Origin of the sequence: Roseivivax isoporae LMG 25204 (assembly GCF_000521865.1) — a bacterium.
GTDB lineage: Bacteria > Pseudomonadota > Alphaproteobacteria > Rhodobacterales > Rhodobacteraceae > Roseivivax > Roseivivax isoporae.
Window position 1 is genome coordinate 74705 of sequence record NZ_JAME01000018.1, and the last position, 24424, is coordinate 99128.

The following is a 24424-nucleotide window of genomic DNA, read 5'->3' on the forward strand; positions in this document are numbered from 1 at the left end:
GTGATTTCCAAGGAGCAAGACATGGCGAGATACATCATTCTGCGCGACGGCAATGCCGGGTTCCGCAGCCGCGGAACGTCCCTCGAATCGGGCCTGTCGGCGGCGGTGCCGCCCCGGCCGCTGATCGAGACCGCGGATCTGGGTCCGGCGGAGGTGCGCGAGGCGACGCGCGATCCGGGCATCATCAGCGTGGCACGCGCGATGCCCACGAAGCTCGTGGAGACGGCGACGGTCGAGGCCGCCGCGGGCCGGAGCGGCCAGCCCACCTGGGGCGTGCAGGCGGTGGGGGCGGACCTGTCGCCCTTCACCGGGGCGGGCGTGCGGGTCTGCGTTCTGGACACCGGCATCGACCAGGGGCACGCGGCGTTCCAGGGCGTGATGCTCACCACGCGCGACTTCACCGGCGAGGGGGTGCACGACGGCAACGGCCACGGCACCCATTGCGCCGGCACGATCTTCGGCCGCGACGTGGACGGCACGCGGATCGGCGTGGCGCGCGGGGTGACCGACGCGCTGATCGGCAAGGTGCTGGACAATTCCGGCGGCGGGTCCTCGGACATGCTGTTCGACGCCCTGCGCTGGGCATCGAGCGAGGGTTGCCGGGTGATCTCCATGTCGCTCGGCTTCGACTTCCCGGGCTTCGCGGCGCAACTGCAGGCCGACGGGTTCCCGCCGGTCCTTGCCACGTCGATCGCGCTCGAGGGCTACCGCACCAACCTGCGGATGTTCGACGCGCTGATGGAGATGATGCGCGCGCAGGCGGCCTTCGACGGGGGCGTCGTGGTCTGCGCCGCGGCGGGCAACGAAAGCGCCCGCGACCAGGACCCGAACTTCGAGGTGTCGGCCTCGGTGCCGGCGGCGGCCTTCGGCGTGATCAGCGTGGGGGCGCTCGGACAGGGGCCGGCGGGCTTCGTGGTGGCGCCGTTCTCGAACACGAACCCGGTGATCGGCGAGGTCAGCGCGAGCCCGAGCGCCGCGAGCAGGACCGCGAGGCCCGCGAAGATCAGCGTGAGCGCGGGGATCGCGCCGATCCGGTCGGCGAGCCTGCCACCGAGGATGTTGCCCGCCGCGACCGAGGCGCCGTAGAGCAGGATCACGAGGCTGACGGCCCCGGCCGAGAGGCCCGTGACGTCCGTCAGCATCGGCGCGAGGTAGGTGAAGGCGACGAAGTTGCCGCCGTAGCCCACCGCCGTCACGAGGTAGACGAGCAGAAGGCGCGGCGCCGTCAGCACCGCCAGCTGCGCGCGCAGGCCGGGCGCGGCCGGACGGCTGAGATCGGAGGGCACGAGCAGCGCGCTGGCGACGAGGCCCACGATCCCCAGTCCCACGACGCCGAGGAAGGTCGCCTGCCAGCCGAAGCTCTGCCCGATCCAGGTGCCGAGCGGCACGCCGGTGACGAGCGCCACGGTCAGGCCGAGGAAGACGGTCGCAATGGCCGAGTTCTCGCGGTCGCGGTCGACGAGGTCGGTGGCGATGGTCGAGGCGATGGCGAAGAACACCCCGTGCGCGAGGCCGGTCAGGAAGCGTGCGCCGACGAGGCTGCCGTAGCCCGGGGCCATGGCGGCGAAGGCGTTGCCGGCGACGAACAGCGCCAGGAGCGACAGGAGCAGCGTCTTGCGCGGCAAGCGTCCGGCGAGCGCGGTCAGCACCGGCGCGCCGATGGTGACGCCCAGCGCGTAGACGCTGACGAGAAGGCCCGCATCGGGCAGCGAGACGCCGAGATCGGCGGCGATGGCGGGCAGAAGGCCGACGATGACGAACTCGGTCGTCCCGACGGCGAAGGCGCTGATCGTCAGCGCCCAGAGCGCGAGTGGCATGGCGGAGATCTCCTTGCGGTGCGATTTCGGATCGACGCGAGAGATGGCACCCCCTAGCCTTTGCGTGAACGAACGGTTTGGGAACGGGCCTTTGCGCAGACTGCACGAATTGCCGCAGACGCGCGACCTCGCGGCCTTCGTCGCCGTGGTCGAGGATGGCGGCTTTGCCGAGGCCGCGCGCCGGCTCAACACCGCGCCGTCGACCCTGAGCCGTACGGTGTCGCGGCTCGAGTCGGTGCTGGGCGTGACGCTGCTGCGGCGCACGACCCGGTCGATCGAGATGACGCCCGAGGGGCGCGAGCTGCGCGAGGCCGCCCGCGGCATCCTCGAGCGGACCGAGGCGCTGGCCGATATCGGCGCGGGCAGCCGCAGCCCGCGCGGCCCGCTGCGGGTGAACGCGCCGGTGCCCTTCGTGCTGCACGCGCTGGCGCCGCGGCTCGCGGGATTCCGCGCGGCCTGGCCCGACGTGGCGCTGACCCTCGACATGACCGACAGCCTCGTCGACCTGATCGAGGCGCATGCGGACGTGGCGATCCGCTTCGGCCCCCTGCCCGACAGCGCCATGCTGCACCGCCGGCTGGGCCACACGCCGTGGAAGCTGGTCGCGGCGCCGGGCTACCTCGACCGCACGGGCTGGCCCGGATCGCCCGGCGAGCTGTCGGATTTCGAGCAGGTGAGGTTCGCCGCGCCCGAGCACATCAACGTGCTGAAATTCCGCGACCTGCCCGCGCCGGTCACGCCGCGCCCCGCAATCGTCGCCGGCAACGGCGAGGCGGCGCGGCACCTCGTGCTGGGCGGGCTCGGACTCGCGCGGTTCTCGGAATTCATGGTGGCGGGCGACCTGGCCGAGGGCCGGCTCGTCGAGCTCTTTCCCGGCGCGCTCGAGGCCGAGCCGCTCGAGATCACCGCGCTCTACCTCACGCGGGCCTCGGGGCTGAGGCGGCTCGCGGTGTTCCTCGACTGGCTGGAGGAAAGCCTGCGCGCGCCCTGAGGGACGCGCGCAGGAGCGTCACGCGGTCCGGCTGTCGTGCGCGCCGCGGGTCAGCGACAGGAAGACGTCCTCGAGGTCGGCCTGTTCGGTGCGCACATCTGCGATGCGGATGTCGGCCGCGCGCACGGCATCGAGCACGCGTTCGGCATTCGTCGCGTTGGCGTGGTAGGTGATGGCGAGGCTGCCGTCCTCGCGGGTCTCGACCTCGAGCCCCTCCCCCTCGGGCAGGCGCGCGGGCGTCTCCTCGGGCTGGATCACCATGGTGCGCGCGTCGATCTGCCCCAGCAGGTTCGAGGTCGCGTCGCGGGCGACCACCGCGCCGTCGTTGATGATGGCGATCTCGTTGCACATCTCCTCGGCCTCCTCGAGGTAATGCGTCGTGAGGATCACCGTCATGCCGAGCTCGCGGTTGAGCCGGCGGACGTTCTCCCACAGCATCTGGCGCAGCTCGATGTCGACCCCCGCGGTCGGCTCGTCGAGGACGAGCACGTGCGGCTGGTGCACCAGCGCCTTGGCCAGCAGGAGCCGCCGGCGCATCCCGCCCGAGAGGGTGCGGGCATAGGCCTCGGCCTTGTCCTCGAGGCCGACCATGGCGAGGATCTCGTCCGAGCGGCGCTGCGCCTTCGGCACGCCGTAGAGGCCGGCCTGCACCTCGAGCGCGCCGCGCGGCGTGAAGAACGGGTCGAGGTTCAGCTCCTGCGGCATGACGCCGATCGAGGCGCGCGACTGCCGCGGGTTCACGTCCTGGTCGAAGCCCCAGATCGTCACCCGTCCTGCGGTCTTGATCACCAGCCCCGCGAGGATGTTGATGAGCGTCGATTTTCCCGCGCCGTTCGGCCCGAGGAGCCCGAACACGGACCCTTGCGGCACCGTGAGGTCGATGCCCCTCAGCGCCTCCTTCGCGGGCGCCTTGCCCTGTCCGCCGTAGACCTTGCGCAGTCCCTCGATGCGGATCGCGTCCTCTGCCATGCGCGCCTTGCTCCTTCTCGATGCCTCGTCCATAACGCACCTAGTGCGCCAAGAGCGAGAGGGACAGCGGCCGATGACCACCGACGCGCCGGAGACCAAGATCGTGGACAGCTACCGCGTGGCCTGCGACGGCGGCGAGGGAGCGCTCGGTCATCCCCGCGTGTGGATCCAGATCCCCGAGGATCGCGGCTGGGCCGAGTGCGGCTATTGCGACGCGCGGTTCGTCCACCGCGACTTCGAGGGCAAGGCCTGACCGTCAAGACGCCGTCACGTCGCGGTGCGGGGGTGTTTGTCCGTTAACCGGGCGATGTTACATTGCCCGCATGGTGACACCTGACTCCACATCCCTGCCCGATGCCCTGACGGCCGCACCGCGCGAATATTCCCGCGGCGAACGCCTGAGCGACGCGGTGGTGCACCTCGCCGGGCTGGTGCTGGCGCTCGCCGCGGTGCCGGTGCTGATCACGCTGACGGCGGTCTGGCGGGGCGACGCGGCGGGCATCGCCGCGGTGTCGATCTACGGCGCGACGCTGATCGCGATGCTGCTCTGCTCGCTGCTCTACAACCACCTCCGGACGCCGGGCTGGACGCCGTTCCTGCGCCGGCTCGACCATTCGGCGATCCATTTCAAGATCGCCGGCACCTACACGCCCTTCGCGCTGCTCTCGGGCGCGGGCGGCACGCTTCTCGCCGCGATCTGGGTGGCGGCGGCCGCGGCCACGCTGCTCGTCGTGCTGGTGCGGCGCAGGCCCACGCGCACAGGCGTGGTCGTGGGGCTGCTGATGGGGTGGGCCGTGATCGTCGGCGGGCAGGACGTGATCGCCGCGCTGCCCTGGTCGGTTCTGGGGCTCATGGTCGTGGGCGGCCTTCTCTATTCCGCCGGCACGCCGTTCCTGCTGGCCGAGCGGCTGCGATACCACAACACGATCTGGCACGGCTTCGTGGTCGCGGCCTCGATCCTCTTCTTCGTCGCGGTCTTCCTGACCGCTGCGGCGGTTCCCGGCACCGCCTGAGGCTCGCCATCCCCGGCGCGAGCCGCTAAGACGGGCGCGACCGCCGGCGCCGCCCCCCGCGCGCCCGACACCGCGACGATAGGGAGCGCGCCCCCATGAGCTTCGGCAAAGGCTGTAACCTCCACCTGATCGACGGCTCGGCCTTCATCTTTCGCGCCTTCCACGCGCTGCCACCGCTCACGCGCAAGTCCGACGGGCTGCCGGTGGGCGCGGTGCAGGGCTTCTGCGACATGCTGCGGCGCTACGTGGGCACCGATCACGGCGACTTCGCGCCCACGCATCTCGCGGTGATCTTCGACAAGGGCAGCCACACCTTCCGCAACGACCTCTACGACCTCTACAAGGCCAACCGCGACGAGATGCCCGAGGACCTGCGCCCGCAGATCCCCCTCACCCGCCGCGCGACCGAGGCGTTCAACATCGCCTGCAAGGAGGTCGAGGGCTTCGAGGCCGACGACATCATCGCCACGCTCGCGCGGCAGGCGCGCGAGGCCGGGGGCGAGGTCACGATCGTGAGCTCTGACAAGGACCTGATGCAGCTCGTGGGCGACGGCGTCGTGATGTTCGACGCCATGAAGAACCGCCGCATCGACCGCGACGGCGTGTTCGAGAAGTTCGGCGTCTACCCCGAGCGCGTGGTCGACGTGCAGGCGTTGGCGGGCGATTCGGTCGACAACGTGCCGGGTGCGCCGGGCATCGGCGTGAAGACCGCGGCGCTGCTCCTGAACGAGTTCGGCTCGCTCGATGAGCTGCTCGACCGCGCGGGGGAGATCAAGCAGCCGAAGCGCCGCGAGACCCTGATCGCCTACCGCGACCAGATCGAGCTGTCGAAGCGGCTCGTGCTGCTCGACGACCGGACGCCGCTCGATTTCACCCTCGACGACCTCGAGATCCGCGACCCCGATCCCGACACGCTGCTGGGCTTCCTCGCGGAGATGGAGTTCCGCTCGCTCTCGCGCCGCATCGCCGAGACGCTCGGCACCGAGGCGCCGACCATCCCCGAGACCGCGCCCGCCGCCGCTGCCGCCGGCGCTCCCGGCAGCACCGAGGACGCCCCGCCCTTCGACGGCACCGCCTATGCCTGCATCCGGGACCTCGCGACCCTCGAGCGCTGGATCGCCGAGGCGCGCGACCAGGGCTTCGTCGCGCTCGACACCGAGACCACCGGCCTCAACGAGATGACCGCGGAGCTCGTGGGCGTCTCGCTCGCCACCGCGCCGGGGCGCGCCGCCTACCTGCCGCTCGCGCACCGCGCGGCCGGCGACGGCGACCTCTTCGACGACGGTGCGCTCCTGCCGGACCAGGTGGCGCGCGAGGACGCCCTCGCCGCGCTGAAGCCGCTCCTCGAGGACCGGTCGGTCCTGAAGATCGGCCAGAACATGAAATACGACGCCAAGATCCTCGCGCGCTGCGGGATCGACGTGGCGCCCTTCGACGACACGATGCTCATGTCCTACGCGCTGCATGGCGGCGAGCACGGGCACGGCATGGACACGCTGTCCGAACGCTACCTCGCGCACCGCCCGATCCCGATCAAGGAGGTGATCGGCAGCGGCAAGACGCAGGTCACCTTCGACCGGGTGCCGATCGACGCGGCCACGACCTATGCCGCCGAGGACGCGGACGTCACGCTGCGGCTCTGGCGGCTCTTCCGGCCGCAGCTGCACCGCGCGCAGGTCACCCGCGTCTACGAGACCATGGAACGGCCCCTCGTGCCCGTGCTCGCGGACATGGAACGCGCGGGCATCAAGGTCGACCGCGACACGCTCAGCCGCATGTCGAATGCCTTCAGCCAGAAGATGGCCGCGCTCGAGGCCGAGATCCACGCGCTCGCGGGCGAGACGTTCAACGTGGGCTCGCCCAAGCAGCTCGGCGAGATCCTGTTCGACCGGATGGGCCTCGACGGCGGCAAGAAGGGCAAGACCGGCGCCTACGCGACCGGCGCCGACATCCTCGAGGACCTCGCGACCGAGCACGAGCTGCCCGCGCGCGTGCTCGACTGGCGGCAGATCTCCAAGCTCAAGTCGACCTATACCGACGCGCTGCAGGAGCACATCAACCGCGAGACCGGCCGCGTGCACACCTGCTACTCGATCGCCGGCGCGAATACCGGGCGCCTCGCCTCGACCGAGCCCAACCTGCAGAACATCCCCGTGCGCACAGAGGAGGGCCGCCGCATCCGCGAGGCCTTCGTCGCCGAACCGGGCCGGGTGCTGGTCTCGCTCGACTACAGCCAGATCGAGCTCCGGATCCTCGCCCACGTGGCCGGGATCGAGACGCTGAAACAGGCCTTCCGCGACGGGCAGGACATCCACGCCATGACCGCGTCCGAGATGTTCGGCGTGCCCATGGCCGAGATGACGCCCGAGATCCGCCGCCAGGCCAAGGCGATCAATTTCGGCGTCATCTACGGCATCTCGGGCTTCGGGCTGGCGCGCAACCTGCGCATCCCGCGCGGCGACGCGCAGGGCTTCATCGACCGCTACTTCGAACGCTTCCCGGGGATCCGCGACTACATGGACGCGACCGTGGCCTTCGCCAAGGCGCATGGCCGGGTCGAGACGCTGTTCGGCCGGCGCATCCACACCCCCGAGATCGACGCCAAGGGGCCGCGCGCGGGCTTCGCGCGGCGCGCGGCGATCAACGCGCCGATCCAGGGCAGCGCCGCCGACATCATCCGCCGCGCCATGGTGCGCATGCCCCCCGCGATCGACGGGATGCCGGCGCGGATGCTGCTGCAGGTCCACGACGAACTGCTCTTCGAGGTGGCGGAGGACGCGGTCGACGCGCTCGTCGCCACCGCGCGCGAGGTCATGGAAGGCGCGGCCGACCCGGTGGTGCGCCTCGACGTGCCGCTGGTGGTCGAGGCGGGCGCCGGCCCGAACTGGGCCGCCGCGCACTGACGCCGGCCGCGCCGGGCACCCGCCGGAGCGCCGCGCCGACAGGCGCGGCAGCGACATGACCTGTGCCGCGCCGGCAGGCGCGGCTCCGCCGGATCGCGCCGGTCCGGCGGGGACCAGGGGGGATCAGGCGGGTGCGAGCATCCGCCCGAGGCCGCGGCCCGCGAGGATGTGCACGTGCAGGTGCGGCACCTCCTGCACCCCGTCGCGGCCCGCGTTCGCGATCATCCGGAAGCCGCCTTCGGCCACGCCCTCCATCTCGCAGACCCGGCCGACCGCGCGGGTGAAGTCGACGATCTCCGCCTCGCTCGCCTCCTGCGCGAAGTGGTCGTAGCTCACATAGGGGCCCTTGGGGATCACCAGCACGTGTACCGGCGCCTGCGGACGGATGTCGCGGAAGGCGAGACTGTGCGCGGTCTCGAGCACGGTGTCGTTCGGGATCTCGCCGCGCAGGATCTTGGCGAAGATGTTCTGGGAATCGTAGGTATAGGCCATGGGTCTCCTCAATCGGCAAACAGGTGGGGGGTCTCGGCGATGCCGCGCGCCTGGTCGTGCGGCACCCCCAGGAACTGCGCCAGCGGGGCGGCATTGGCCTCGGCGCTGTCGATCTCGCGGATGCGCAGGTGGTTCTCGAAGCCGCGGTCGCGGATGCGGTCGCTCTCGTGGCCGAAATCGTCGCGGATCGCTGGCAGAAGCCGCGCCAGCGCCTCCGCCGGCGTCCGGTCGCCCGCCAGCCCGACCCGCAGCGCATGTCCGGACAGGTAGGCGTCGGAATACTGGCATTCCACCTCGAGGATGCGCGTCAGGGCGCGGTCGCGGCAGAAATCCTCGATCAGATCGAGATTCGCCGGATCGAGGCAGACGATCAGCCGGTCGGTCTCGTAATATTCGAACAGCATCCGCATCAGCGCGCGGCGGTGACGGTGGCGCTTGGCCAGCGTCGACTGGATGCCGCCGAGGTCCGGCAGGCGCGCGTTCTCCTCGCTGAAGAGGTACTCGATGCAGGGCAGGTTGGTGAGCTGGCGCACCCGGTCGAGCAGCCGCTTGGCCACGTGCCACTTCTTGCAGACCACGATCAGCAGCTCGCGGTTCCGCCCGAGCGAGCTCTCGGTCTCCCAGAAGCGGGGGGCGAAGCGCCGCCCGATCCGGCCCTTCGCGGTCAGGAAGCGGAAGAGCGCGCGTCCCTCGTTCGAGACGCGGAACCGCGCGCCCTCGGAGGCGTAGAGCACGCCCAGCCGCCGGCGCAGGTCGGTGGCGTGCGGACTGATCTTGCGGGCGAAGAGGTAGTCCTGCGCCAGCAGCAGGTCGTAGTGGTCGTTGTGGAACGTGACCGGCATCCCGTAGTCGGTGAACAGCAGGAAGGTCGGCGTCCGGTTCTCGATCTCGGCCTCGGGCACGAGGTGGCGCACCAGCGTCTGGAAGAACGTCTCGTCTGGGATCCACGTGGTGCGGAAGAAGCGCATCACGTCGCGGCGCGCCCGCGCGAAGTCGAGCACCGCCTCGACGGTGCGGCGGCGCAGGCACCACCATTGCGACCCGATCATCATCTCGAGGTCCCCCGGGATCGGCCGGGAGAGGCGCAGCCGGCGCTGCAGCTCGAACATCGCGTAGAACCGCCGCTTCTGTGTGCGCTCGTTGAACCAGTGGCGGTAGATCAGCCGCTCTTCCTTCCAGCCGGTGCGGATCCAGTCCGAGCGGAAGTAGTCGACGCTCTCGATGTGGTCGCAGTCGCGCCGGTCGAGGAAGGCATGGGCGTATTCGGCCGACTTGATCGCCATGCAGTCGCCCGAGACCATGTAGAGATGCGTGGCGCGCGGAAAGGCGTCGAGCGCGGCCCGCGCGGCGGCGAGCGTCGCCGCGACGAGGCTCCATTCCCCCCAGCCGCAGCGCACGCGCCGGCGCGCGAAGGTGACGTTCGGATTGTCGGCGAGCGCCGCGCGGATGCGGCGGTAATCCTGCCGCGGCGCGCGGGCGTCGAAATGGATCGCCATGCAGTCGCCGACGGCGGTCAGGCTCTGCGCCTGCTTGATGATCGCATCCGGATCCTTGTGGCACAGCAGGATGAAGGCGATCTTTGCCATGTCGACGGAAGCGTTGTGCCCTTTTGTCGCCTGAATGCTTAGGTTGATAGAGATAAACGGGCGTTGAACGAATGACCATGGTCTGGTTTTTTCGCCCGGTGGCGCGGGCAGGGACAGACCGGACGCGCGCCTCCCGAGGCACGAGCGGAGATTGGCGGGCGATGGGCTTTCCCGGCACCTGGATGACCGAGAGCGAGAGCATGGTGTACCGGGTGGTCCCGAAATGCGCCTGCTCGACCATCGGCCAGATCATGTACTATTCCGACCACGGCCGGTTCTTCGACGGCGACATCCACGACGCCGAGGACGGCCTGCACAAGTGGGCGCGCGAGGAGAGCCAGGCACCGATCCGCGCCAACGTGAAGACGCGGTCGTCCTACGCCTTCACCTGCGTGCGCAATCCCTACACCCGCATCCTGTCGTCGTTCTTCGACAAGATCTGCGGAATCCAGCGCAACGGCCGGCGCTACCGCGGGAACCTCGTGCCGCTGCTGATCCAGAAATACGGGATCGAGGTCGGCGGCGAGGACGGCCGCGAGCCGTTCGACCAGGTGCGGTCGTTCCGCCGCTTCCTGCTGTTCGTGCGCGACACGATCCGCTGGCGCCGCCCGATGGAGCCCGACATCCACTGGTCGGCGGTGTCGGGGCACGTGTCGACCTTCATCGTGAACGGCGGGCGCTACGATTCGATCTTCTGGACGGAGCGCTTCGACGAGGGGATGCAGGCCGTGCTCGACCGGACCCGCACGCCGCACCGCGTCGACCTCGCGGCGATCCCGCGCTTCAACGAGAGCGAGGGGCACGGGCCGAAGCGCGCGCACCCGGTCGAGGCCTATTTCGATGACCTGTCGATGCATCTCGTCTACGAGATCTACAAGCGCGACTTCGAGCTCTTCCGCTACGATTTCGAGAACCCTGCCAACAAGATGCCCACGGGCGAGATCGACCTCGACGAGGTCCACGCCAAGCTCGGGGACTGACCGCGCGCGGGCGGCCCCTATGCGGAGGGCCGCGGCTGCGCTATCTTCCGCAAGGAAGGCTGCCGGCAGAAGCCGGTCATGTCATGCCGCAGGAGTATCCGTGAAATGCCCCGACTGGTTTCCTTCTACGTGCAATGCGCGGTCGTGGGCTTCGCCCTCGCCGCGGTTTTCGTGGGTGCGCTGGCCTGGGGCGACATCGCCGGGCTGGGCCACCTGATCGCCGGGACCGCCGAGGGTCCTCTGGCGCTCTTCCTGCTGTGGTTCTTCAACGGGATCGTGTTCACCGGCGCGCAGGCCAGCGTGCGCGTCCTGCTGATGGCCGAGGATGCGGGCGGGGACGGCCCGCGCGGCGGCCTGCGGTCCGACCTCGTGGCGATCCCGGTCCGCGTCCCCGCGGGCCGCGCGCGCCGCACGCCCCTGTCGCGCCGCTAGTCGGGCAGTTCGGCCGAGGGAATCATCGGGAAGAATCGCCCGCCGGACCAGAGGCCGAACCAGTCCTGCCCGTCATGCCCGTGATGCGCGCCGATCTCCGCCAGCCGGTAGAAGCTCTTGCGGTCGATGAGCGCCTCGAGATCGTGGCGGATCAGCACGTAGGGCGACGGCTCGCCGGTCTCGGGGTCGCGTTCCACCCGGATCGGGTGGTCGGGACCGGCGGCGGCGCGGTCGCCCACATGGGTCACGAAGGTGAGCACCTGCGTCTCGCCGTCCCCCTCGACCTCGAAGTCGGTGGCGACGAAGGGCGCGTCCTCGACGGTGATGCCGACCTTCTCGGCAGGTGTCACAAGGAAATATTTACCGTTCTCGCGCTTGAGTATCGACGAGAAGAGCCGCACCAGTTCGATCCGCCCGATGGGACTGCCCTGGTAGAACCACGTCCCGTCACGGGCGATGCGCATGTCGAGATCGCCGCAGAAGGGCGGATTCCACTTGTGCACGGGCGGCAGGCCGCGGCCCTTCGCGGCGCGTGCATGGGCGGCAATCCCCTCGGCGGAGGGCGTCACGGAATTTTGTGAACTCATCGCTTTTGCCATTTCTCCCAGTCACGATACCATTTCTCACTCAAGACCTAACCCGACAAGGAGCGTTGTCATGGCCGAGACCGAGGACCTGGTCGCCGAGATCGAGGCGCTGGAGGCGAAGCTCGCCGAGGCGAAGGCGGCGATCACCCGGCGCTTCATCGGCCAGGAGCGCGTGGTCGACCTGACCCTGTCGGCGCTCCTCTGCGGCGGCCACGGCCTGCTGATCGGCCTGCCGGGGCTCGGCAAGACGCGGCTCGTCGAGACGCTGTCGACGGTCATGGGCCTCGACGGCAACCGGGTGCAGTTCACCCCCGACCTGATGCCCGCGGACATCCTGGGCTCCGAGGTGCTGGAGACCGGCGCGGACGGCGCGCGCGCGTTCAAGTTCATCGAGGGGCCGATCTTCTGCCAGCTGCTGATGGCGGACGAGATCAACCGCGCGAGCCCGCGGACTCAATCGGCGCTGCTGCAGGCGATGCAGGAGAAGAAGGTGACCGTCGCGGGCGAGACCCGCGCGCTCGACCTGCCGTTCCACGTGCTGGCGACGCAGAACCCGATCGAGCAGGAGGGCACCTACCCCCTGCCCGAGGCGCAGCTCGACCGTTTCCTCGTTCAGATCGACGTGGCCTATCCCGACCGCAAGACCGAGCGCGACATCCTGCTCGCCACCACCGGCACCGAGGAGGCCGAGGCGCACCAGGTGTTCGACGGCCGCTCGCTGCTGGCGGCGCAGCGGCTGCTGCGACGGATGCCGGTGGGCGACCGCGTGGTCGAGATGATCCTCGACCTCGTGCGCGCGTTCCGTCCGTCCGATCCCTCGGCCTCCGACCGCGTGCGCGACATCGTCGCCTGGGGCCCCGGGCCGCGGGCGGCACAGGCGCTGATGCTGACGGTGCGGGCGCGCGCGCTGCTGCAGGGCCGGCTCGCGCCCTCGCCCGAGGACGTGATCGACATGGCGCGGCCCGTGCTCGTGCACCGCATGGCGCTGACCTTCTCGGCGCGGGCGCGGGGCGAGGATCTCGGCGGGTTCATCGAGGATGTCGCGGGGGCGCTCGTGCGCACCGAGGCGGCGGCGTGACGACGGCCCCGACCCTTCGCCAGCACGCCGAGGAAGAGGCCAGCAGACTCCCCGCCCTTCTCGCCCGGGCCGAACAGCTCGCGGGCACCGTCCTTCTGGGCGATCACGGCCGCAGGCGCGCAGGGCTCGGGGACGATTTCTGGCAGTACCGGCCCATGGCGGCCGGCGACAGCTACCGCGCCATCGACTGGCGTCGCTCGGCGCGGGGCGATTCGCAATTCGTGCGCGACCGCGAATGGCAGATCGCGCAGAGCGTGCTGCTGTGGGTCGACCAGGGCGCGTCCATGCGCTTCACCTCGGGCCGGAACCTGCCCAGCAAGGCCGACCGCGCGCGGCTCCTGGCGCTTGCGACGACGGTCCTGCTGATCCGCGCGGGCGAACGGGTGGGCCTGACCGGCTGGTCGCTGCCGCCGCGCGGCGGCAGGCCGCAGATCGCGCGGCTGGCCGCGGCGCTGAGCGACGACGGCGCCGACGATTACGGCGCGCCCGAGGCGCGGGGCATGCTGCCGCATGCGCGGGCGCTGTTCGTGTCGGACTTTCTCGGCGACATCGCACCGGTCGAGGCGGCGCTGACCAAGGCCGCCGACCGCGGCGTGCGCGGCGTCCTGGTGCAGGTGCTCGACCCCAGCGAAGAGGCGTTCCCGTTCGAGGGGCGCACGATCTTCCAGTCGGTGGGCGGGTCGGTCGCGCACGAGACGCTCAAGGCGGGCGACCTGCGCGGCCGCTATCTCGACCGGCTGGCCGAGCGGAAGGGGCGACTCGACGCGCTCTGCCGGCTGACCGGCTGGCAGTACCAGTGCCACCACACCGGTGACAGCGCCCAGAACGCCATGCTGTGGATCTGGCGCGCGATGGACGGAGGCCATGGATGACCCTTTTCGGCGCGCTCGGATTCACGACGCCCTGGCTGCTCGTGGGCCTTCTCGCCCTTCCGGTGCTGTGGGTGATCCTGCGCGCCGTGCCGCCGGCGCCGATCCGGCGGCTGTTCCCGGGGGTCGTGCTGCTGCTCGGGCTCCGGGACGAGGAACAGGTGAGCGACCGCACGCCGTGGTGGCTCCTGCTCCTGCGGATGCTGGCGGTGGCGGCGGTGATCCTGGGCCTGGCCGGCCCGGTCCTCAATCCCGAGACCGACGAGGAGGCTGCCGGCGCGGCGCCGCTCCTGATCGTGATGGACGCGAGCTGGGCCAGCGCCGAGGCGTGGCGCGCCCAGGAGACCGCGCTCGGCGCGGTGCTGGCGCGCGCGGGCCGCGAGGACCGGCCCGCCGCCGTCCTGCGGCTGACCGAACCCGAAGCGACGACCTTCGCCGCCGCGGACACGGTCGCGTCCCGCATCACGGGGCTGATCCCTCGGCCCTGGGAGCCTGACGCCGAGCGCACGGGGCGCGCGATCGAATTTCTGCCCGAGGGCGCGTTCGACACGCTCTGGTTCTCGGACGGGATCGCGCGGGAGAGCCGCACGCCCCTGCTCGAGGCGCTGCAGGGTCGGGGGTCGGTCACCGTCTACGAGAGCCCGGAGACGCTCTTTGCCCTCGCTCCCGCGCGGTTCGAGGACGGCAACGTGGCATTGTCGCTGCAGCGGCTGCGGCCCGGCCCCGAACGCGAGGTGCGCGTGGTGGCGCAGGGGCGCGACCCCTCGGGCGCCCCCGCCGAGCTGGCCGCGCTGCCCGTGACCTTTGCCGACGGCGCCGTGCTGGCCGAGGGCGAGCTGTCGCTGCCCGCCGAGCTGCGGGCGCGGGTCGAACGGTTCGAGGTCGTCGGCACGGCATCGGCAGGGGCGCTGACCCTGTCCGACGATTCGCTCCGCCGCCGCGAGGTCGCCCTGATCGCCGGGAGCGAGAACCGCGAGGGGCTCGAGCTCCTGTCGCCGCTGCATTACCTCGAACGCGCCCTCGAGCCGACCGCCGACCTGATCGACGGCGCCCTGCCCGACATCCTGCCCGCGAACCCGGACGTGATCGTGCTTGCGGACGTGGCCGCGCTCGGCGGCGAGGAGGAGGAGGTGCTCGACTGGGTCGAGGATGGCGGGATGCTCTTGCGCTTCGCCGGCCCGCGGCTTGCGGGCTCCGAGCTCAGCCGCGAGGAGGAGGACCCGCTGATGCCGGTCCGCCTGCGCGCGGGCGGACGCAGCGTCGGCGGCGCCATGAGCTGGGGCGAGCCGAAGACGCTGGCGCCCTTCGATGCCGAGAGCCCGTTCTTCGGGCTCGACGTGCCGCCGGACGTGACCGTGACCGCGCAGGTCATGGCGCAGCCCGACCCGACGCTCGCCGAGCGGGTGATCGCGCAGCTGACCGACGGCACGCCGCTCGTGACCCGCAAGCGCGTGGGACAGGGGCAGGTCGTGCTGTTCCACGTGACCGCGAACGCGGAATGGTCGTCGCTGCCGCTGTCGGTCCTCTTCGTCGACATGCTGGAACGGCTGGCGGTGTCGTCGATGCCGGCCGAACCCGAGGCGGCCGAGCTCGAGGGCACGACCTGGGAGCCGCAGATGGTGCTCGACGCCTTCGGCACGCTGCGCGACGCGGGCACCCTGCCCGGCGTCGACGGCGCGGCGCTCGCCACGGGGGCGCTCGGGCCCGACCTGCAGCCGGGGCTCTACCAGGGCGAGGACCGCAGCCTCGCGCGCAACGTGGTCACCGCGGAGACCGAGATCCGCCCCGCCGTCTGGCCGGACGACGTGCCGGTGCGCGGGCTCGCGGGGCCGGAGGAGACGCCGCTCGCGGGCTGGCTGATCGCGCTCGCCACGGTGCTGCTGTTCGCCGACGTGCTGGCCTCGCTCGCGCTGTCGGGGCGCCTGCGCGGCGCGCGCGCGACCGCCGGAACAGCCGCGGCGCTGGTCGCGCTCGCGCTGCTGATGCCCGGCCATGCGCGCGCGCAGGAGACGGGCGACTCCCAGGGCGCGGACGTGGATTTCGCCATCGCCGCCACGTCCGAGGTGACGCTGGCGCATGTCCTGACCGGCGATGCGGAGCTCGATTCGCTGGCCGCGGCGGGCCTGCGCGGCCTGTCCGACACGCTGTTCTTCCGCACCTCGGTCGAACCCTCCGACCCGATGGGCGTCGATCTCGAGACGGACGAGCTCGCCTTTTTCCCGCTGCTCTATTGGCCGGTGACGCCGGACCAGCCGACACCGTCGGCCGAGGCCTATGCCAAGCTCAACGAATACCTTCGCTCGGGCGGCATGATCCTGTTCGACACGCGGGACGCGGACATCGCGAGCTTTGGCGCGGCCTCGCCCAACGGGCGCAAGCTGCAGGACCTGGCGGCGCCGCTCGACATCCCGCCGCTCGAGCCGGTGCCGCAGGACCACGTGCTGACGCGGACCTTCTACCTGCTGCAGGACTTTCCCGGCCGCTACGCCAGCCGCGACGTCTGGGTCGAGGCGGCGCCCGCCGACGCGGAATTCGTCGAGGGCATGCCCTTCCGCAACCTCAACGACAACGTGACCCCGGTGGTCATCGGCGGCAATGACTGGGCCGCCGCCTGGGCGGTCGGCGAGAACGGCCAGCCCACGACACCGATCGGCCGCGGCTTCGCGGGCGAACGCCAGCGCGAGATCGCGTTCCGCTTCGGGGTCAACCTCGTGATGCATGTGCTGACCGGCAACTACAAGTCGGACCAGGTGCATGTGCCCGCCCTCCTGGACAGGCTCGGCCAATGAACGGAACGCTCGTCTTCGATCCCCTGCTGCCCTGGGCCGCCATCGCGGCACTGGGCGGCGTCGCCCTTCTGGGCGTGGCGCTGGCGCTCTGGCGCGGGCTCTCGGGCTGGGCGCTGCGGGCGCTCGCCGGTGCGGTGCTGGTGGCGGCGTTGTCGCAGCCGTCCTGGCAGGTGGAGGACCGCGCGCCCCTTACCGACATCGTGCTGATGGTCGAGGACCGCTCGGCCTCGCAGCGGCTGGCCGACCGGGCCGAGACGACGGACGCGGCGGCCGAGGAGCTTGCCGCGGAGATCGCCGAGCGCCCCAACACCGAGCTGCGCCGGATCGAGGTGGGCGACGGCGAGGAAAACGCCGGCACGCTGCTCATGACCGCGGTGTCCGAGGCGCTGGCGGAGGAGCCGCAGGCGCGCATCGCGGGCATCGTGCTCCTGTCCGACGGGCGGGTGCACGACCTCGACCGCGCGCCGGACCTGCCGGCGCCCATGCACCTGGTGATGACGGGCCGCGAGGACGACTGGGACCGCCGGCTGATCGTCGAGAACGCGCCGGCCTTTGCCATCCTCGACGAACCGGTGACGCTGACCGTGCGGGTCGAGGACGAGGGCGCGCCACCACCGGCCGAGGAGACGACGATCGACATCTCCGTCGACGGCGCCGAGCCGCAGACCTTCACCATCCCCATCGGGCAGAGCTTCGACCTGCCCATCACGCTGCCCCATGGCGGGCTCAACGTCATCCAGTTCTCGGTGCCCGAGGCGGAGGGCGAGATCACCGCGCGCAACAACACCGCGCTCGTGCAGATCAACGGCGTGCGCGACCGGCTGCGCGTGCTGCTCGTCTCGGGCGAGCCGCACGCGGGCGGGCGGACCTGGCGGAACCTGCTGAAATCCGACAGTTCCGTCGACCTCGTGCATTTCACCATCCTGCGCCCCCCGGAAAAGCAGGACGGCGTGCCGGTGAACGAGCTGTCGCTGATCGCCTTCCCCACCCGCGAGCTGTTCCTCGAGAAGATCGACGATTTCGACCTGATCATCTTCGACCGCTACAAGCGGCGCGGGATCCTGCCCTCGATCTACCTCGACAACGTGCGCCAGTATGTCGAGAACGGCGGCGCGGTGCTGGTCGCGGCGGGGCCGGACTTCGCCTCGGCCGACAGCCTCTACCGCTCGCCGCTGGGAGAGATCATGCCGGCCGCGCCCACCGCGCGCGTGGTCGAGGAAGCCTACCGCCCCACGATCACCGATCTCGGCCACCGCCACCCGGTCACGGCCGGGCTCGCCGGCGAGGAGACCTGGGGCCGCTGGCTGCGGCAGGTGGACCTGTCGCCGTCCGAGGCCGGGGACGTGGTCATGTCCGGCGTGGACGGCCGGCCGCTGCTGATCCTCGACCGGGTAGGCGAGGGGCGCGTGTCGCTCATGGGATCGGACCAGGCCTGGCTCTGGTCGCGCGGGTACGAGGGCGGCGGGCCGCAGCTCGACCTGCTGCGCCGGCTCGCCCACTGGATGATGAAGGAGCCCGAGCTCGAGGAGGAGACGCTGCTGGCCGAACCGACCGGGCAGAGCATGCGCATCATCCGCCGGACGCTGGGCGACAGCGTGGGTCCGGTCACGATCACGCGGCCCGACGGCGAGACCGAGGAGGTCACGCTGGAAGAGACCTCGCCGGGCCGGTTCGAGGCGGTCTACGAGGGTCCGGAGATCGGGCTCTACCGCCTTCGCGAGGGCGAGCAGTCGGCGGTGGTGGGCCTCGGCCCCGCGGCGCCGCGGGAACTCGAGCAGACGATCGCCACGGGCGAGCTGCTCGAACCGGTGCTGGCCCCTGCCCGGGGGGGCGTGGTGCGGCTCGAGGACGGCGTGCCGGACCTGCGCGAGGTGTCGCCCGGACGCCCCGCCGCGGGCCGCGGCTGGATCGGGCTGACCGCGCGCGACGCCTACGAGACGATGGACGTGACGCAGGTGCCGGCGCTGCCCGCCTGGCTGGTGCTGATGCTGGCCTCGGGCCTGATCGTCGGCGCCTGGCTGCGCGAGGGCCGGTGAGACTTCAGGCGCCGCGCAGGGCCTCGGCCAGGCGGGCGAAATGGGTGGCGACCAGCGCCTCGGCCGCCTCGGGGCTGTCGGCCTCGGCGTAGATCCGGCATTCGGGCGCGTTGCCCGAGGGCCGGAGGTGCACCACGGCGCCGGTGTCGAACGATACCCGCAGACCGTCGGTCAGGTCGGTGTCCCGTTCGGGCGCGCCCGCCTCGAAGAATGCCGCGCGCGCCGCCGCGTCGTCGGCCAGCCGGGCGATGAACGCCGCCGACGCCTCGCTGGGGACGTTCTGGATTCGGTCCGCGGCGGTGAAGCGCGGCGGCAGTGCCGCCACCAGCTGCGCCAGAGTGCGGCCCTCGGCCACGGCGGCGGCGAGCGGCGCGACGATGGGCAGCACGCAGTCGCGGGTCATCAGCGGCTCGAGCGTGCCTGCCGGACCCTCGGCCGGGAAGCCGAGGAGGAAGCCGCCATTCGCCTCGTAGCCCACAACGCGCGCCGCGGGATCGTCGGCCAGCGCGGCCTCCATCGCGGCGATGACGTAGGGCGATCCGATCCGCGTCAGGTGCACGGCCTCGGGGCCGAAGAGGTCGACCACCATGGAATTCGACGAGATGGGCGTGCAGATCGTGCCCGCGCCCAGCGCGCGGGAGGTCAGCGCGCCCAGGATGTCGCCCGGCACCACGCGGCCCGAGGCGTCCGCGACCATGGGCCGGTCCGCGTCGCCGTCCGTGGACACGACCGCGTCGAGCCGGTGATCGGCGCACCAGCCCGCCAGCATGCCGCGCGTCGCGGGATCGAGCGCCTCGGTGTCCACCGGAACGAAGCTGTCCGACCGGCCGAGCGGCACGGGCTCGGCGCCGAGCGCGCCGAGGACCTCCACCAGCATGTCCCGCGCGACCGAGCTGTGCTGGTAGACGCCGATCCGCAGCCCCCGGAGCGCGCCGCCGCCATAGGCGGTCACGTAGCGGTCGCGGAACGCGTCGCCCGCACCTGCATCCTCGACGAGCGGCGCGCGGTCCGCGTCCGGCGCACCGGTGCCCAGCGCGCCCTGGATCGCCTGTTCCTCGGCCTTGCTGATCTCGCCCGCGGGCACGTAGAACTTGAGCCCGTTGCGATCAGCCGGGATGTGGCTGCCGGTGACCATCACCGCCGCCTGCCCCGCCCGCTGCGCCGCGAGCGCCAGCGCCGGGGTCGGCAGCACGCCGCATTCGGTCACGGGCACGCCGGCGCCGCGCGCGGCCTCCGCCACGATGGCGGCGATCGCCGGGGAGCTTTCGCGCAGGTCGCGCCCCACCTGCAGTCCGCCCCCCGTGGGGCAGGCCGCGAGAAAGGCGCGCACGTAGCCGGTGACGAGGTCCGGGGTCAGCTCGGTGACGAGACCGCGCAGGCCGCTCGTGCCGAATTTCGGTGCCATGGTCGCGTCCTTCCTGATGCCGGTGCGGGGCTCAGCCCTTGGCGCCCTGGCCGCGGGCGTAGATGTCCTCGTAGCGCACGATGTCGTCCTCGCCCACGTAGGAGCCGGTCTGCACCTCGATCAGCACCATGGGCACCTTGCCGGGGTTCTCCATCCGGTGCACCGCGCCGAGCGGGATGTAGACGCTTTCGTTCTCGGTCACGAGCTTGACCTCGTCGTCCACGGTCACCCGCGCGGTGCCCTCGACCACGATCCAGTGCTCGGACCGGTGGAAATGCGACTGCAGGCTGAGCGAGGCGCCCGGGTGCACGAGGATGCGCTTGACCTGGAAGCGCGTGCCGACGACGAGGCTCTCGAACCAGCCCCAGGGGCGATGGTCGAGCGGGAAGGTCTCGGCCTGCTCGGCCTTCTTGTCGCGCAGCGCCGACACGGCGTTCTTGACGTCCTGCGCGCGCCCCTTGGGCGCCACCACGACCGCGTCCTTCATCGCCACCGCGATCATGTCGTCGAGCCCGATGCCGACGATCTCGAGCCGCTCGGAATCCGCGCGGAGCAGCGAGTTGCGGCAGTCGATGGCGGTGGCGCCGGCGCCGGCCACGTTGCCGTCCGCGTCGCGCTCGCTCTCGCGCCAGACGGCGTCCCAGCCGCCCAGGTCCGACCAGTCGCCGCTATAGGGCACGACCTGCAGGCCCTGCGCCTTTTCCATCACCGCGTAGTCGATGGAGATGTCGGGCGCGTCCTTCCACCGGGCCGGCGCGAGGCGGAGGAAGCCCAGGTCGACCTCGGCCTCGGCCACCGCGGCGGACACGGGCGGCACCACCTCGGGCGCGTGCGCCTCGAACGCCGCCACGATGTCGCGCACCCGGAAGAGAAAGATGCCGGAGTTCCAGAGATAGGCGTCGCTGGCGACCATCTGAGCCGCCCGGTCCGCGTCGGGCTTTTCCACGAAGCTCTTGAGCGGCACGGTGCCGTCGCCCGCCGCACCGTCGAGCTCGAGATAGCCGTAGCCCGTCTCGGGGCGGTCGGGCGCGATCCCGAAAAGCGTGAGGTGGCCCGCGGCGGCCGAGGAGAGCCCGCGCGCCACCGCCTGCCGGAACACATCGGGGCTGCGGATCATGTGATCGGACGGCGCCACCAGCATGACGGCGTCGGGATCGGTCGCGTGAAGGTGCAGCGCGGCGGCGAGCACGGCGGGCGCGGTGTTGCGCCCCGCGGGCTCGATCAGGATCGCCCCGGGATCGACCCCCACGCCGGCCAGCTGTTCGGTCACCACGAACCGGAAGTCGGAGTTGGTGACGACGACCGGACGCTCGAAGGAGAGACCGTCCTGCACCCCCGAGAGCCGCAGCGCGGTCCCCTGGAAGAGCGATTCGGCGCCCATGAGGTGGGTGAACTGCTTGGGGTAGCTCTTGCGCGACAGCGGCCAGAGACGGGTTCCGGAGCCGCCGCAGAGAATGACAGGATGAATTTTCTGCATGGATGCCTTCTGTCCAATACGCCGTGATCTGCCCAAATCGCGTGCGCCGGCACCGGCCGGCCGATGAGCACCATACCAAAGCACCGACGCAAGGCCAGCACCGGTTGTCGCGCCGCAGCATGGAATCCGGCCTGTCCCGCGCCCGACTCCACGGAACCCGCGATTCGGTGGAGGTGCGGCCTAGCTTGCCCTCCGGCCGGCACCGCCGCCCGCGCAGGCCGCTTTTCGGAAGCCTCAAATGCAAACAACCGCAATCTTCATCGCAAGTTTACGCTGCAGTGCAACAAGTCGACCGCATCACGGCGTCAAGATGGCATCGCAGGGTGTCGCGGATGCATTATCAACCGGCTAGGGGGTGTCGAAGGTGACGGGCACGTTTGACGAATGTGTACGCACCCACGAGGCCAGGGAGGTCGATGCGGCATGTAAACCGTTGCACGGACGCGATATGCAACCTACACGGGACGTATATGCCGTAAGAAACAACCTTGGGGGCTGCAGCCCGGCCCACACTCAGTTACGGGGACAAGACATGACCGATGCCAGGATCGACTGCGACGTGCAGCTTGCGGACCGTAGGGTGCGCCGACCGCTCTCGGGCCGCCTGTACGACCGCTCCACGAAGCGCGTGATAGACATCCTTCTGTGCCTCGTGATCCTGCCGGTGATCCTGCCGCTGATCGCGCTGCTCTACGTCCTCGCACGGTGCGACGGGGGCCCCGGATTCTTCGGGCACCGTCGCATCGGGCGCAACGGCGAGACCTTCCGCTGCTGGAAGATCCGCACCATGGTGCCCGACGCGGAGGATCGCCTGCTCGAGCTCCTGCGCACCGATCCTGCCGCCCGCCAGATGTGGGAGGCCGAGCACAAGCTGCACGACGACCCGCGCATCACCGCGATCGGCGGGCTGCTGCGCCGGACCTCGCTCGACGAGCTGCCTCAGATCTGGAACGTGCTGCGCGGCGAGATGAGCCTCGTGGGCCCGCGCCCCATCACCGAGACCGAGCTCGAACGCTACGGCCACCGCCAGTCGGTCTACCTGGCCCTCCGCCCGGGCGTCACGGGGCTGTGGCAGGTGTCGGGCCGCAACGACCTGAGCTACCAGGAGCGCGTGGCGCTCGACACGCGCTACTTCGTGAACCTCTCGCTGCGGCGCGACCTCGCCATCCTCGCGCGCACCACGGGCGCCGTGTTGGGCCGGACCGGGAAATAGGCCCCCGCCCAAGTGCGGCCGAGCCAGCCGCGCGGCGTGCGCGACCGATGCATGTGCCGGACCCTTTTCCCTTCCGGCCAGTAACAGTTCTTAAAAAACGGTAAAGTTCCGAATATCGGTGCATGAAATTCTACCGGAATCCGGGTAGCGTCGCGAAAGGGATCGGGGCTGTCGGGTTCGGTACCGCTTTCGTTCGGCAGCGCCAATTCGTCATGGGTACGAATGGAAAGGCGTTGTGTGCGACAGGAAAAGCGAGTCTTCGGAACCGATTCAAGTACCTGGATTGAAAGGCCCGGCAAGTCGGCACCCCGCGCCGCTACATCCACCGGCGCCTGCCGGACCGAATCGCGACAGGGCTTTCCGCTGGGGCTTGTTCTGGCGGCCGCCGGGCTGTCGGCGGTCATCTCGATCTGCCTGATCGTCGCCTTTTCCCTGAGCTTCTGGTGGTTCTTGCCGCTCTACTCCGTGGTGGGCTCGATCGGTGTCCTGGTGGGCGCCGCGGTCGGAACCGTGGCCCGGGATCGCGGCTGACGCACACGGACCCGCAGCCCGTGATTGCCCGCCGGCCGCAAAGGCATTGGCCGTCACGGCGCAATCCCTCGATCGCATGACGCTTCGCGGGCAGGCCGCCGATTTCGCCGTCATTGCCGTGGCCCAAGGGAATCGCCCCGCGCCGGACAGGCGTCCGCGACGCCCCGACAGGGCCGCCGGCCGGCCGAAAAGACCCATTCCGCCGCCCCATACGCATGAAAATTGCGCACGCGAAGTCCAAAAATGGCAAAAAAGCGGCAACTTCGCCCCGAGGTTGTCGGAAAAGGGCTGCGCGCACGAAGGTTGTGATGTAGCACAACGCGGTGACCGGGAGCCGCCCGTCGGTCGGTCGCTCCACATTCAGGGGCTTCCGCATCCCGGTCGGATTTCAACCCTGGACGGGTTCCGTCCCTGGCATGTTCGCGGAGGTCGATTGTCCGGCCATGAGGAAACTCGACGTCGGCTGAGCCGGGAACGGCGTGTCCGCACCGACCGGACAGGGATCGACCCGACGCAATTTCCAGGAATGACCAGATGAGCCTTTCGCACACGAACGCCGGCTGCGGCGCGTCCGTCGAGGTCGCGAGCGCCCCGGGGTCGCGGCTCGCCTATGCGCGGATGCCCAAGCGGCTGTTCGACATCGCGCTGTCGCTGACCATGCTGCCGATCGTCCTGCCGCTGATCGCGATCCTGTACCTCTGCATGCGGATCGAGGGTGGGCCGGGATTCTTCGGCCATGTCCGGGTCGGGCGGAACGGACGGCCCTTCCGCTGCTGGAAGATCCGCACGATGGTGCCCGATGCCGAGGCCCGCCTGCAGGCTCTGCTGCGCGACGACCCGGCGGCACGCCGGGAATGGCTGGCCGGCCGCAAGCTGCGCCGCGATCCGCGGATCACCCGGCTGGGGGCGATGCTGCGCGCGACCTCGCTCGACGAGCTGCCGCAGATCTGGAACGTGCTGAAGGGCGACATGAGCCTGATCGGGCCGCGCCCGGTGACGGCGGCCGAGCTCGATCTCTACGGCGCGCACCGGCCTGCCTACCTGGCACTGCGCCCCGGCGTGACGGGGCTCTGGCAGGTGTCGGGGCGCAACGCGCTCGACTACGCTGACCGCGTGATGCTGGACGTGGCCTATGTCGAACGCGTGACGCTGCTCCACGACGTCATGATCCTGGCGCGGACGGCGCAGGCCGTGCTGAACCGCACGGGCATGTGACGCCGCCCTGCGGTCAGGCCGCGCCGCCGGCCTCCCAGTGC

At 70.8% G+C, this 24424-nt stretch carries 20 protein-coding genes and 1 pseudogene; 14 read left to right on the plus strand and 7 right to left on the minus strand.

Annotation, left to right across the window (positions count from 1 at the left end):
* Positions 1-21: 21 nt before the first annotated feature.
* Complete coding sequence (locus RISW2_RS23985) at positions 22-1086, plus strand: S8 family serine peptidase (protein ID WP_043771790.1); 1065 nt, start codon at positions 22-24, stop codon at positions 1084-1086.
* Here RISW2_RS23985 and RISW2_RS12785 read toward each other — a convergent pair.
* A pseudogene (locus tag RISW2_RS12785) lies at positions 993-1817 on the minus strand (MFS transporter); the annotation flags it as partial. The gene RISW2_RS23985 and the pseudogene RISW2_RS12785 overlap by 94 nt on opposite strands.
* Before the next feature lie 91 nt (positions 1818-1908).
* Between RISW2_RS12785 and RISW2_RS12790 the strand changes: the two are divergent.
* Positions 1909-2808, plus strand: a complete 900-nt coding sequence (locus tag RISW2_RS12790; protein ID WP_244437559.1) for a LysR family transcriptional regulator — start codon at positions 1909-1911, stop codon at positions 2806-2808.
* Positions 2809-2826: 18 nt separating this feature from the next.
* Here the strand turns inward: RISW2_RS12790 and RISW2_RS12795 are convergent, their stop codons facing one another.
* A complete protein-coding gene (locus RISW2_RS12795; protein WP_043771793.1) occupies positions 2827-3777 on the minus strand; it encodes an ABC transporter ATP-binding protein in 951 nt (316 codons plus the stop codon).
* A gap of 73 nt (positions 3778-3850) precedes the next feature.
* On the opposite strand from RISW2_RS12795, the gene RISW2_RS12800 reads away from it, so the two are divergent.
* The 3 genes from RISW2_RS12800 to polA all read left to right on the plus strand — a co-directional run bounded on the left by RISW2_RS12800 (position 3851) and on the right by polA (position 7693).
* Complete coding sequence (locus RISW2_RS12800; RefSeq protein ID WP_043771795.1) at positions 3851-4030, plus strand: zinc-finger domain-containing protein; 180 nt, start codon at positions 3851-3853, stop codon at positions 4028-4030.
* A 70-nt stretch (positions 4031-4100) separates the two neighbouring features.
* On the plus strand, positions 4101-4790 hold the full coding sequence (gene trhA, locus RISW2_RS12805; protein WP_051492012.1) for a PAQR family membrane homeostasis protein TrhA: 690 nt from the start codon (positions 4101-4103) through the stop codon (positions 4788-4790).
* 95 nt (positions 4791-4885) lie between these two features.
* Positions 4886-7693: a DNA polymerase I gene (gene polA, locus RISW2_RS12810; protein WP_043771797.1), complete on the plus strand. Its 2808-nt coding sequence runs from the start codon at positions 4886-4888 to the stop codon at positions 7691-7693.
* 123 nt (positions 7694-7816) lie between these two features.
* On the opposite strand, the gene RISW2_RS12815 is transcribed toward polA, so the two are convergent.
* Both RISW2_RS12815 and RISW2_RS12820 read right to left on the minus strand, forming a co-directional pair.
* Positions 7817-8185 (minus strand): histidine triad nucleotide-binding protein, encoded by a 369-nt coding sequence (locus tag RISW2_RS12815; RefSeq protein WP_043771800.1) that lies wholly within the window; start codon positions 8183-8185, stop codon positions 7817-7819.
* 8 nt (positions 8186-8193) lie between these two features.
* Positions 8194-9771: a DUF5928 domain-containing protein gene (locus RISW2_RS12820; RefSeq protein WP_043771802.1), complete on the minus strand. Its 1578-nt coding sequence runs from the start codon at positions 9769-9771 to the stop codon at positions 8194-8196.
* A 161-nt stretch (positions 9772-9932) separates the two neighbouring features.
* On the opposite strand from RISW2_RS12820, the gene RISW2_RS12825 reads away from it, so the two are divergent.
* Both RISW2_RS12825 and RISW2_RS12830 read left to right on the plus strand, forming a co-directional pair.
* Positions 9933-10751 carry a sulfotransferase family protein gene (locus RISW2_RS12825; protein WP_043771804.1) on the plus strand — a complete coding sequence of 273 codons (819 nt, stop codon included), beginning with the start codon at positions 9933-9935 and terminating at the stop codon, positions 10749-10751.
* Between the two features lie 105 nt (positions 10752-10856).
* Positions 10857-11183: a hypothetical protein gene (locus RISW2_RS12830; protein ID WP_043771806.1), complete on the plus strand. Its 327-nt coding sequence runs from the start codon at positions 10857-10859 to the stop codon at positions 11181-11183.
* On the opposite strand, the gene RISW2_RS12835 is transcribed toward RISW2_RS12830, so the two are convergent.
* Positions 11180-11770 carry a DUF1285 domain-containing protein gene (locus RISW2_RS12835; protein ID WP_043771809.1) on the minus strand — a complete coding sequence of 197 codons (591 nt, stop codon included), beginning with the start codon at positions 11768-11770 and terminating at the stop codon, positions 11180-11182. The genes RISW2_RS12830 and RISW2_RS12835 overlap by 4 nt on opposite strands.
* Positions 11771-11840: 70 nt before the next feature.
* Here RISW2_RS12835 and RISW2_RS12840 point away from each other — a divergent pair, with 70 nt between their 5' ends.
* Genes RISW2_RS12840 through RISW2_RS12855 form a run of 4 tightly spaced genes read left to right on the plus strand, consistent with a single transcriptional unit; the run spans position 11841 to position 18542 of the window.
* Positions 11841-12848, plus strand: a complete 1008-nt coding sequence (locus RISW2_RS12840; protein WP_043771810.1) for an AAA family ATPase — start codon at positions 11841-11843, stop codon at positions 12846-12848.
* Positions 12845-13720, plus strand: coding sequence for a DUF58 domain-containing protein (locus tag RISW2_RS12845; RefSeq protein ID WP_043771812.1), 876 nt, complete (start codon positions 12845-12847; stop codon positions 13718-13720). Before RISW2_RS12840 ends, RISW2_RS12845 begins: the two co-directional genes overlap by 4 nt.
* Complete coding sequence (locus tag RISW2_RS12850) at positions 13717-16506, plus strand: DUF4159 domain-containing protein (protein WP_043771814.1); 2790 nt, start codon at positions 13717-13719, stop codon at positions 16504-16506. The genes RISW2_RS12845 and RISW2_RS12850 overlap by 4 nt, the downstream gene beginning before the upstream one ends.
* The gene (locus tag RISW2_RS12855) at positions 16503-18542 is read left to right on the plus strand and encodes a membrane protein (protein WP_043771816.1); all 2040 of its coding nucleotides are present in this window, start codon (positions 16503-16505) and stop codon (positions 18540-18542) included. Before RISW2_RS12850 ends, RISW2_RS12855 begins: the two co-directional genes overlap by 4 nt.
* 4 nt (positions 18543-18546) lie before the next feature.
* Here the strand turns inward: RISW2_RS12855 and RISW2_RS12860 are convergent, their stop codons facing one another.
* Together RISW2_RS12860 and RISW2_RS12865 are read right to left on the minus strand one after the other, a co-directional pair.
* Positions 18547-19947: a phosphomannomutase gene (locus RISW2_RS12860; protein ID WP_043771818.1), complete on the minus strand. Its 1401-nt coding sequence runs from the start codon at positions 19945-19947 to the stop codon at positions 18547-18549.
* 31 nt (positions 19948-19978) lie between these two features.
* Positions 19979-21424, minus strand: a complete 1446-nt coding sequence (locus tag RISW2_RS12865; protein ID WP_043771820.1) for a mannose-1-phosphate guanylyltransferase/mannose-6-phosphate isomerase — start codon at positions 21422-21424, stop codon at positions 19979-19981.
* Positions 21425-21956: 532 nt separating this feature from the next.
* Between RISW2_RS12865 and RISW2_RS12870 the strand changes: the two genes are divergently transcribed.
* The 3 genes from RISW2_RS12870 to RISW2_RS12880 all read left to right on the plus strand — a co-directional run bounded on the left by RISW2_RS12870 (position 21957) and on the right by RISW2_RS12880 (position 24383).
* On the plus strand, positions 21957-22637 hold the full coding sequence (locus RISW2_RS12870) for a sugar transferase (RefSeq protein ID WP_043771823.1): 681 nt from the start codon (positions 21957-21959) through the stop codon (positions 22635-22637).
* Between the two features lie 237 nt (positions 22638-22874).
* The gene (locus RISW2_RS12875) at positions 22875-23168 is read left to right on the plus strand and encodes a hypothetical protein (protein WP_043771824.1); all 294 of its coding nucleotides are present in this window, start codon (positions 22875-22877) and stop codon (positions 23166-23168) included.
* Between the two features lie 534 nt (positions 23169-23702).
* The gene (locus tag RISW2_RS12880) at positions 23703-24383 is read left to right on the plus strand and encodes a sugar transferase (RefSeq protein ID WP_084615383.1); all 681 of its coding nucleotides are present in this window, start codon (positions 23703-23705) and stop codon (positions 24381-24383) included.
* Positions 24384-24424: the final 41 nt, after the last annotated feature.

Excerpts from the sequence above, each read along its gene's own strand:
- RISW2_RS23985 (WP_043771790.1), top strand. The coding sequence starts at position 22 with ATGGCGAGATACATCATTCTGCGCGACGGCAATGCCGGGTTCCGCAGC.
- RISW2_RS12795 (WP_043771793.1), bottom strand. The coding sequence starts at position 3,777 with ATGGCAGAGGACGCGATCCGCATCGAGGGACTGCGCAAGGTCTACGGC.
- RISW2_RS12800 (WP_043771795.1), top strand. The coding sequence starts at position 3,851 with ATGACCACCGACGCGCCGGAGACCAAGATCGTGGACAGCTACCGCGTG.
- trhA (WP_051492012.1), top strand. The coding sequence starts at position 4,101 with ATGGTGACACCTGACTCCACATCCCTGCCCGATGCCCTGACGGCCGCA.
- polA (WP_043771797.1), top strand. The coding sequence starts at position 4,886 with ATGAGCTTCGGCAAAGGCTGTAACCTCCACCTGATCGACGGCTCGGCC.
- RISW2_RS12815 (WP_043771800.1), bottom strand. The coding sequence starts at position 8,185 with ATGGCCTATACCTACGATTCCCAGAACATCTTCGCCAAGATCCTGCGC.
- RISW2_RS12820 (WP_043771802.1), bottom strand. The coding sequence starts at position 9,771 with ATGGCAAAGATCGCCTTCATCCTGCTGTGCCACAAGGATCCGGATGCG.
- RISW2_RS12825 (WP_043771804.1), top strand. The coding sequence starts at position 9,933 with ATGGGCTTTCCCGGCACCTGGATGACCGAGAGCGAGAGCATGGTGTAC.
- RISW2_RS12830 (WP_043771806.1), top strand. The coding sequence starts at position 10,857 with ATGCCCCGACTGGTTTCCTTCTACGTGCAATGCGCGGTCGTGGGCTTC.
- RISW2_RS12835 (WP_043771809.1), bottom strand. The coding sequence starts at position 11,770 with ATGAGTTCACAAAATTCCGTGACGCCCTCCGCCGAGGGGATTGCCGCC.
- RISW2_RS12840 (WP_043771810.1), top strand. The coding sequence starts at position 11,841 with ATGGCCGAGACCGAGGACCTGGTCGCCGAGATCGAGGCGCTGGAGGCG.
- RISW2_RS12850 (WP_043771814.1), top strand. The coding sequence starts at position 13,717 with ATGACCCTTTTCGGCGCGCTCGGATTCACGACGCCCTGGCTGCTCGTG.
- RISW2_RS12855 (WP_043771816.1), top strand. The coding sequence starts at position 16,503 with ATGAACGGAACGCTCGTCTTCGATCCCCTGCTGCCCTGGGCCGCCATC.
- RISW2_RS12860 (WP_043771818.1), bottom strand. The coding sequence starts at position 19,947 with ATGGCACCGAAATTCGGCACGAGCGGCCTGCGCGGTCTCGTCACCGAG.
- RISW2_RS12865 (WP_043771820.1), bottom strand. The coding sequence starts at position 21,424 with ATGCAGAAAATTCATCCTGTCATTCTCTGCGGCGGCTCCGGAACCCGT.
- RISW2_RS12870 (WP_043771823.1), top strand. The coding sequence starts at position 21,957 with ATGACCGATGCCAGGATCGACTGCGACGTGCAGCTTGCGGACCGTAGG.
- RISW2_RS12880 (WP_084615383.1), top strand. The coding sequence starts at position 23,703 with ATGAGCCTTTCGCACACGAACGCCGGCTGCGGCGCGTCCGTCGAGGTC.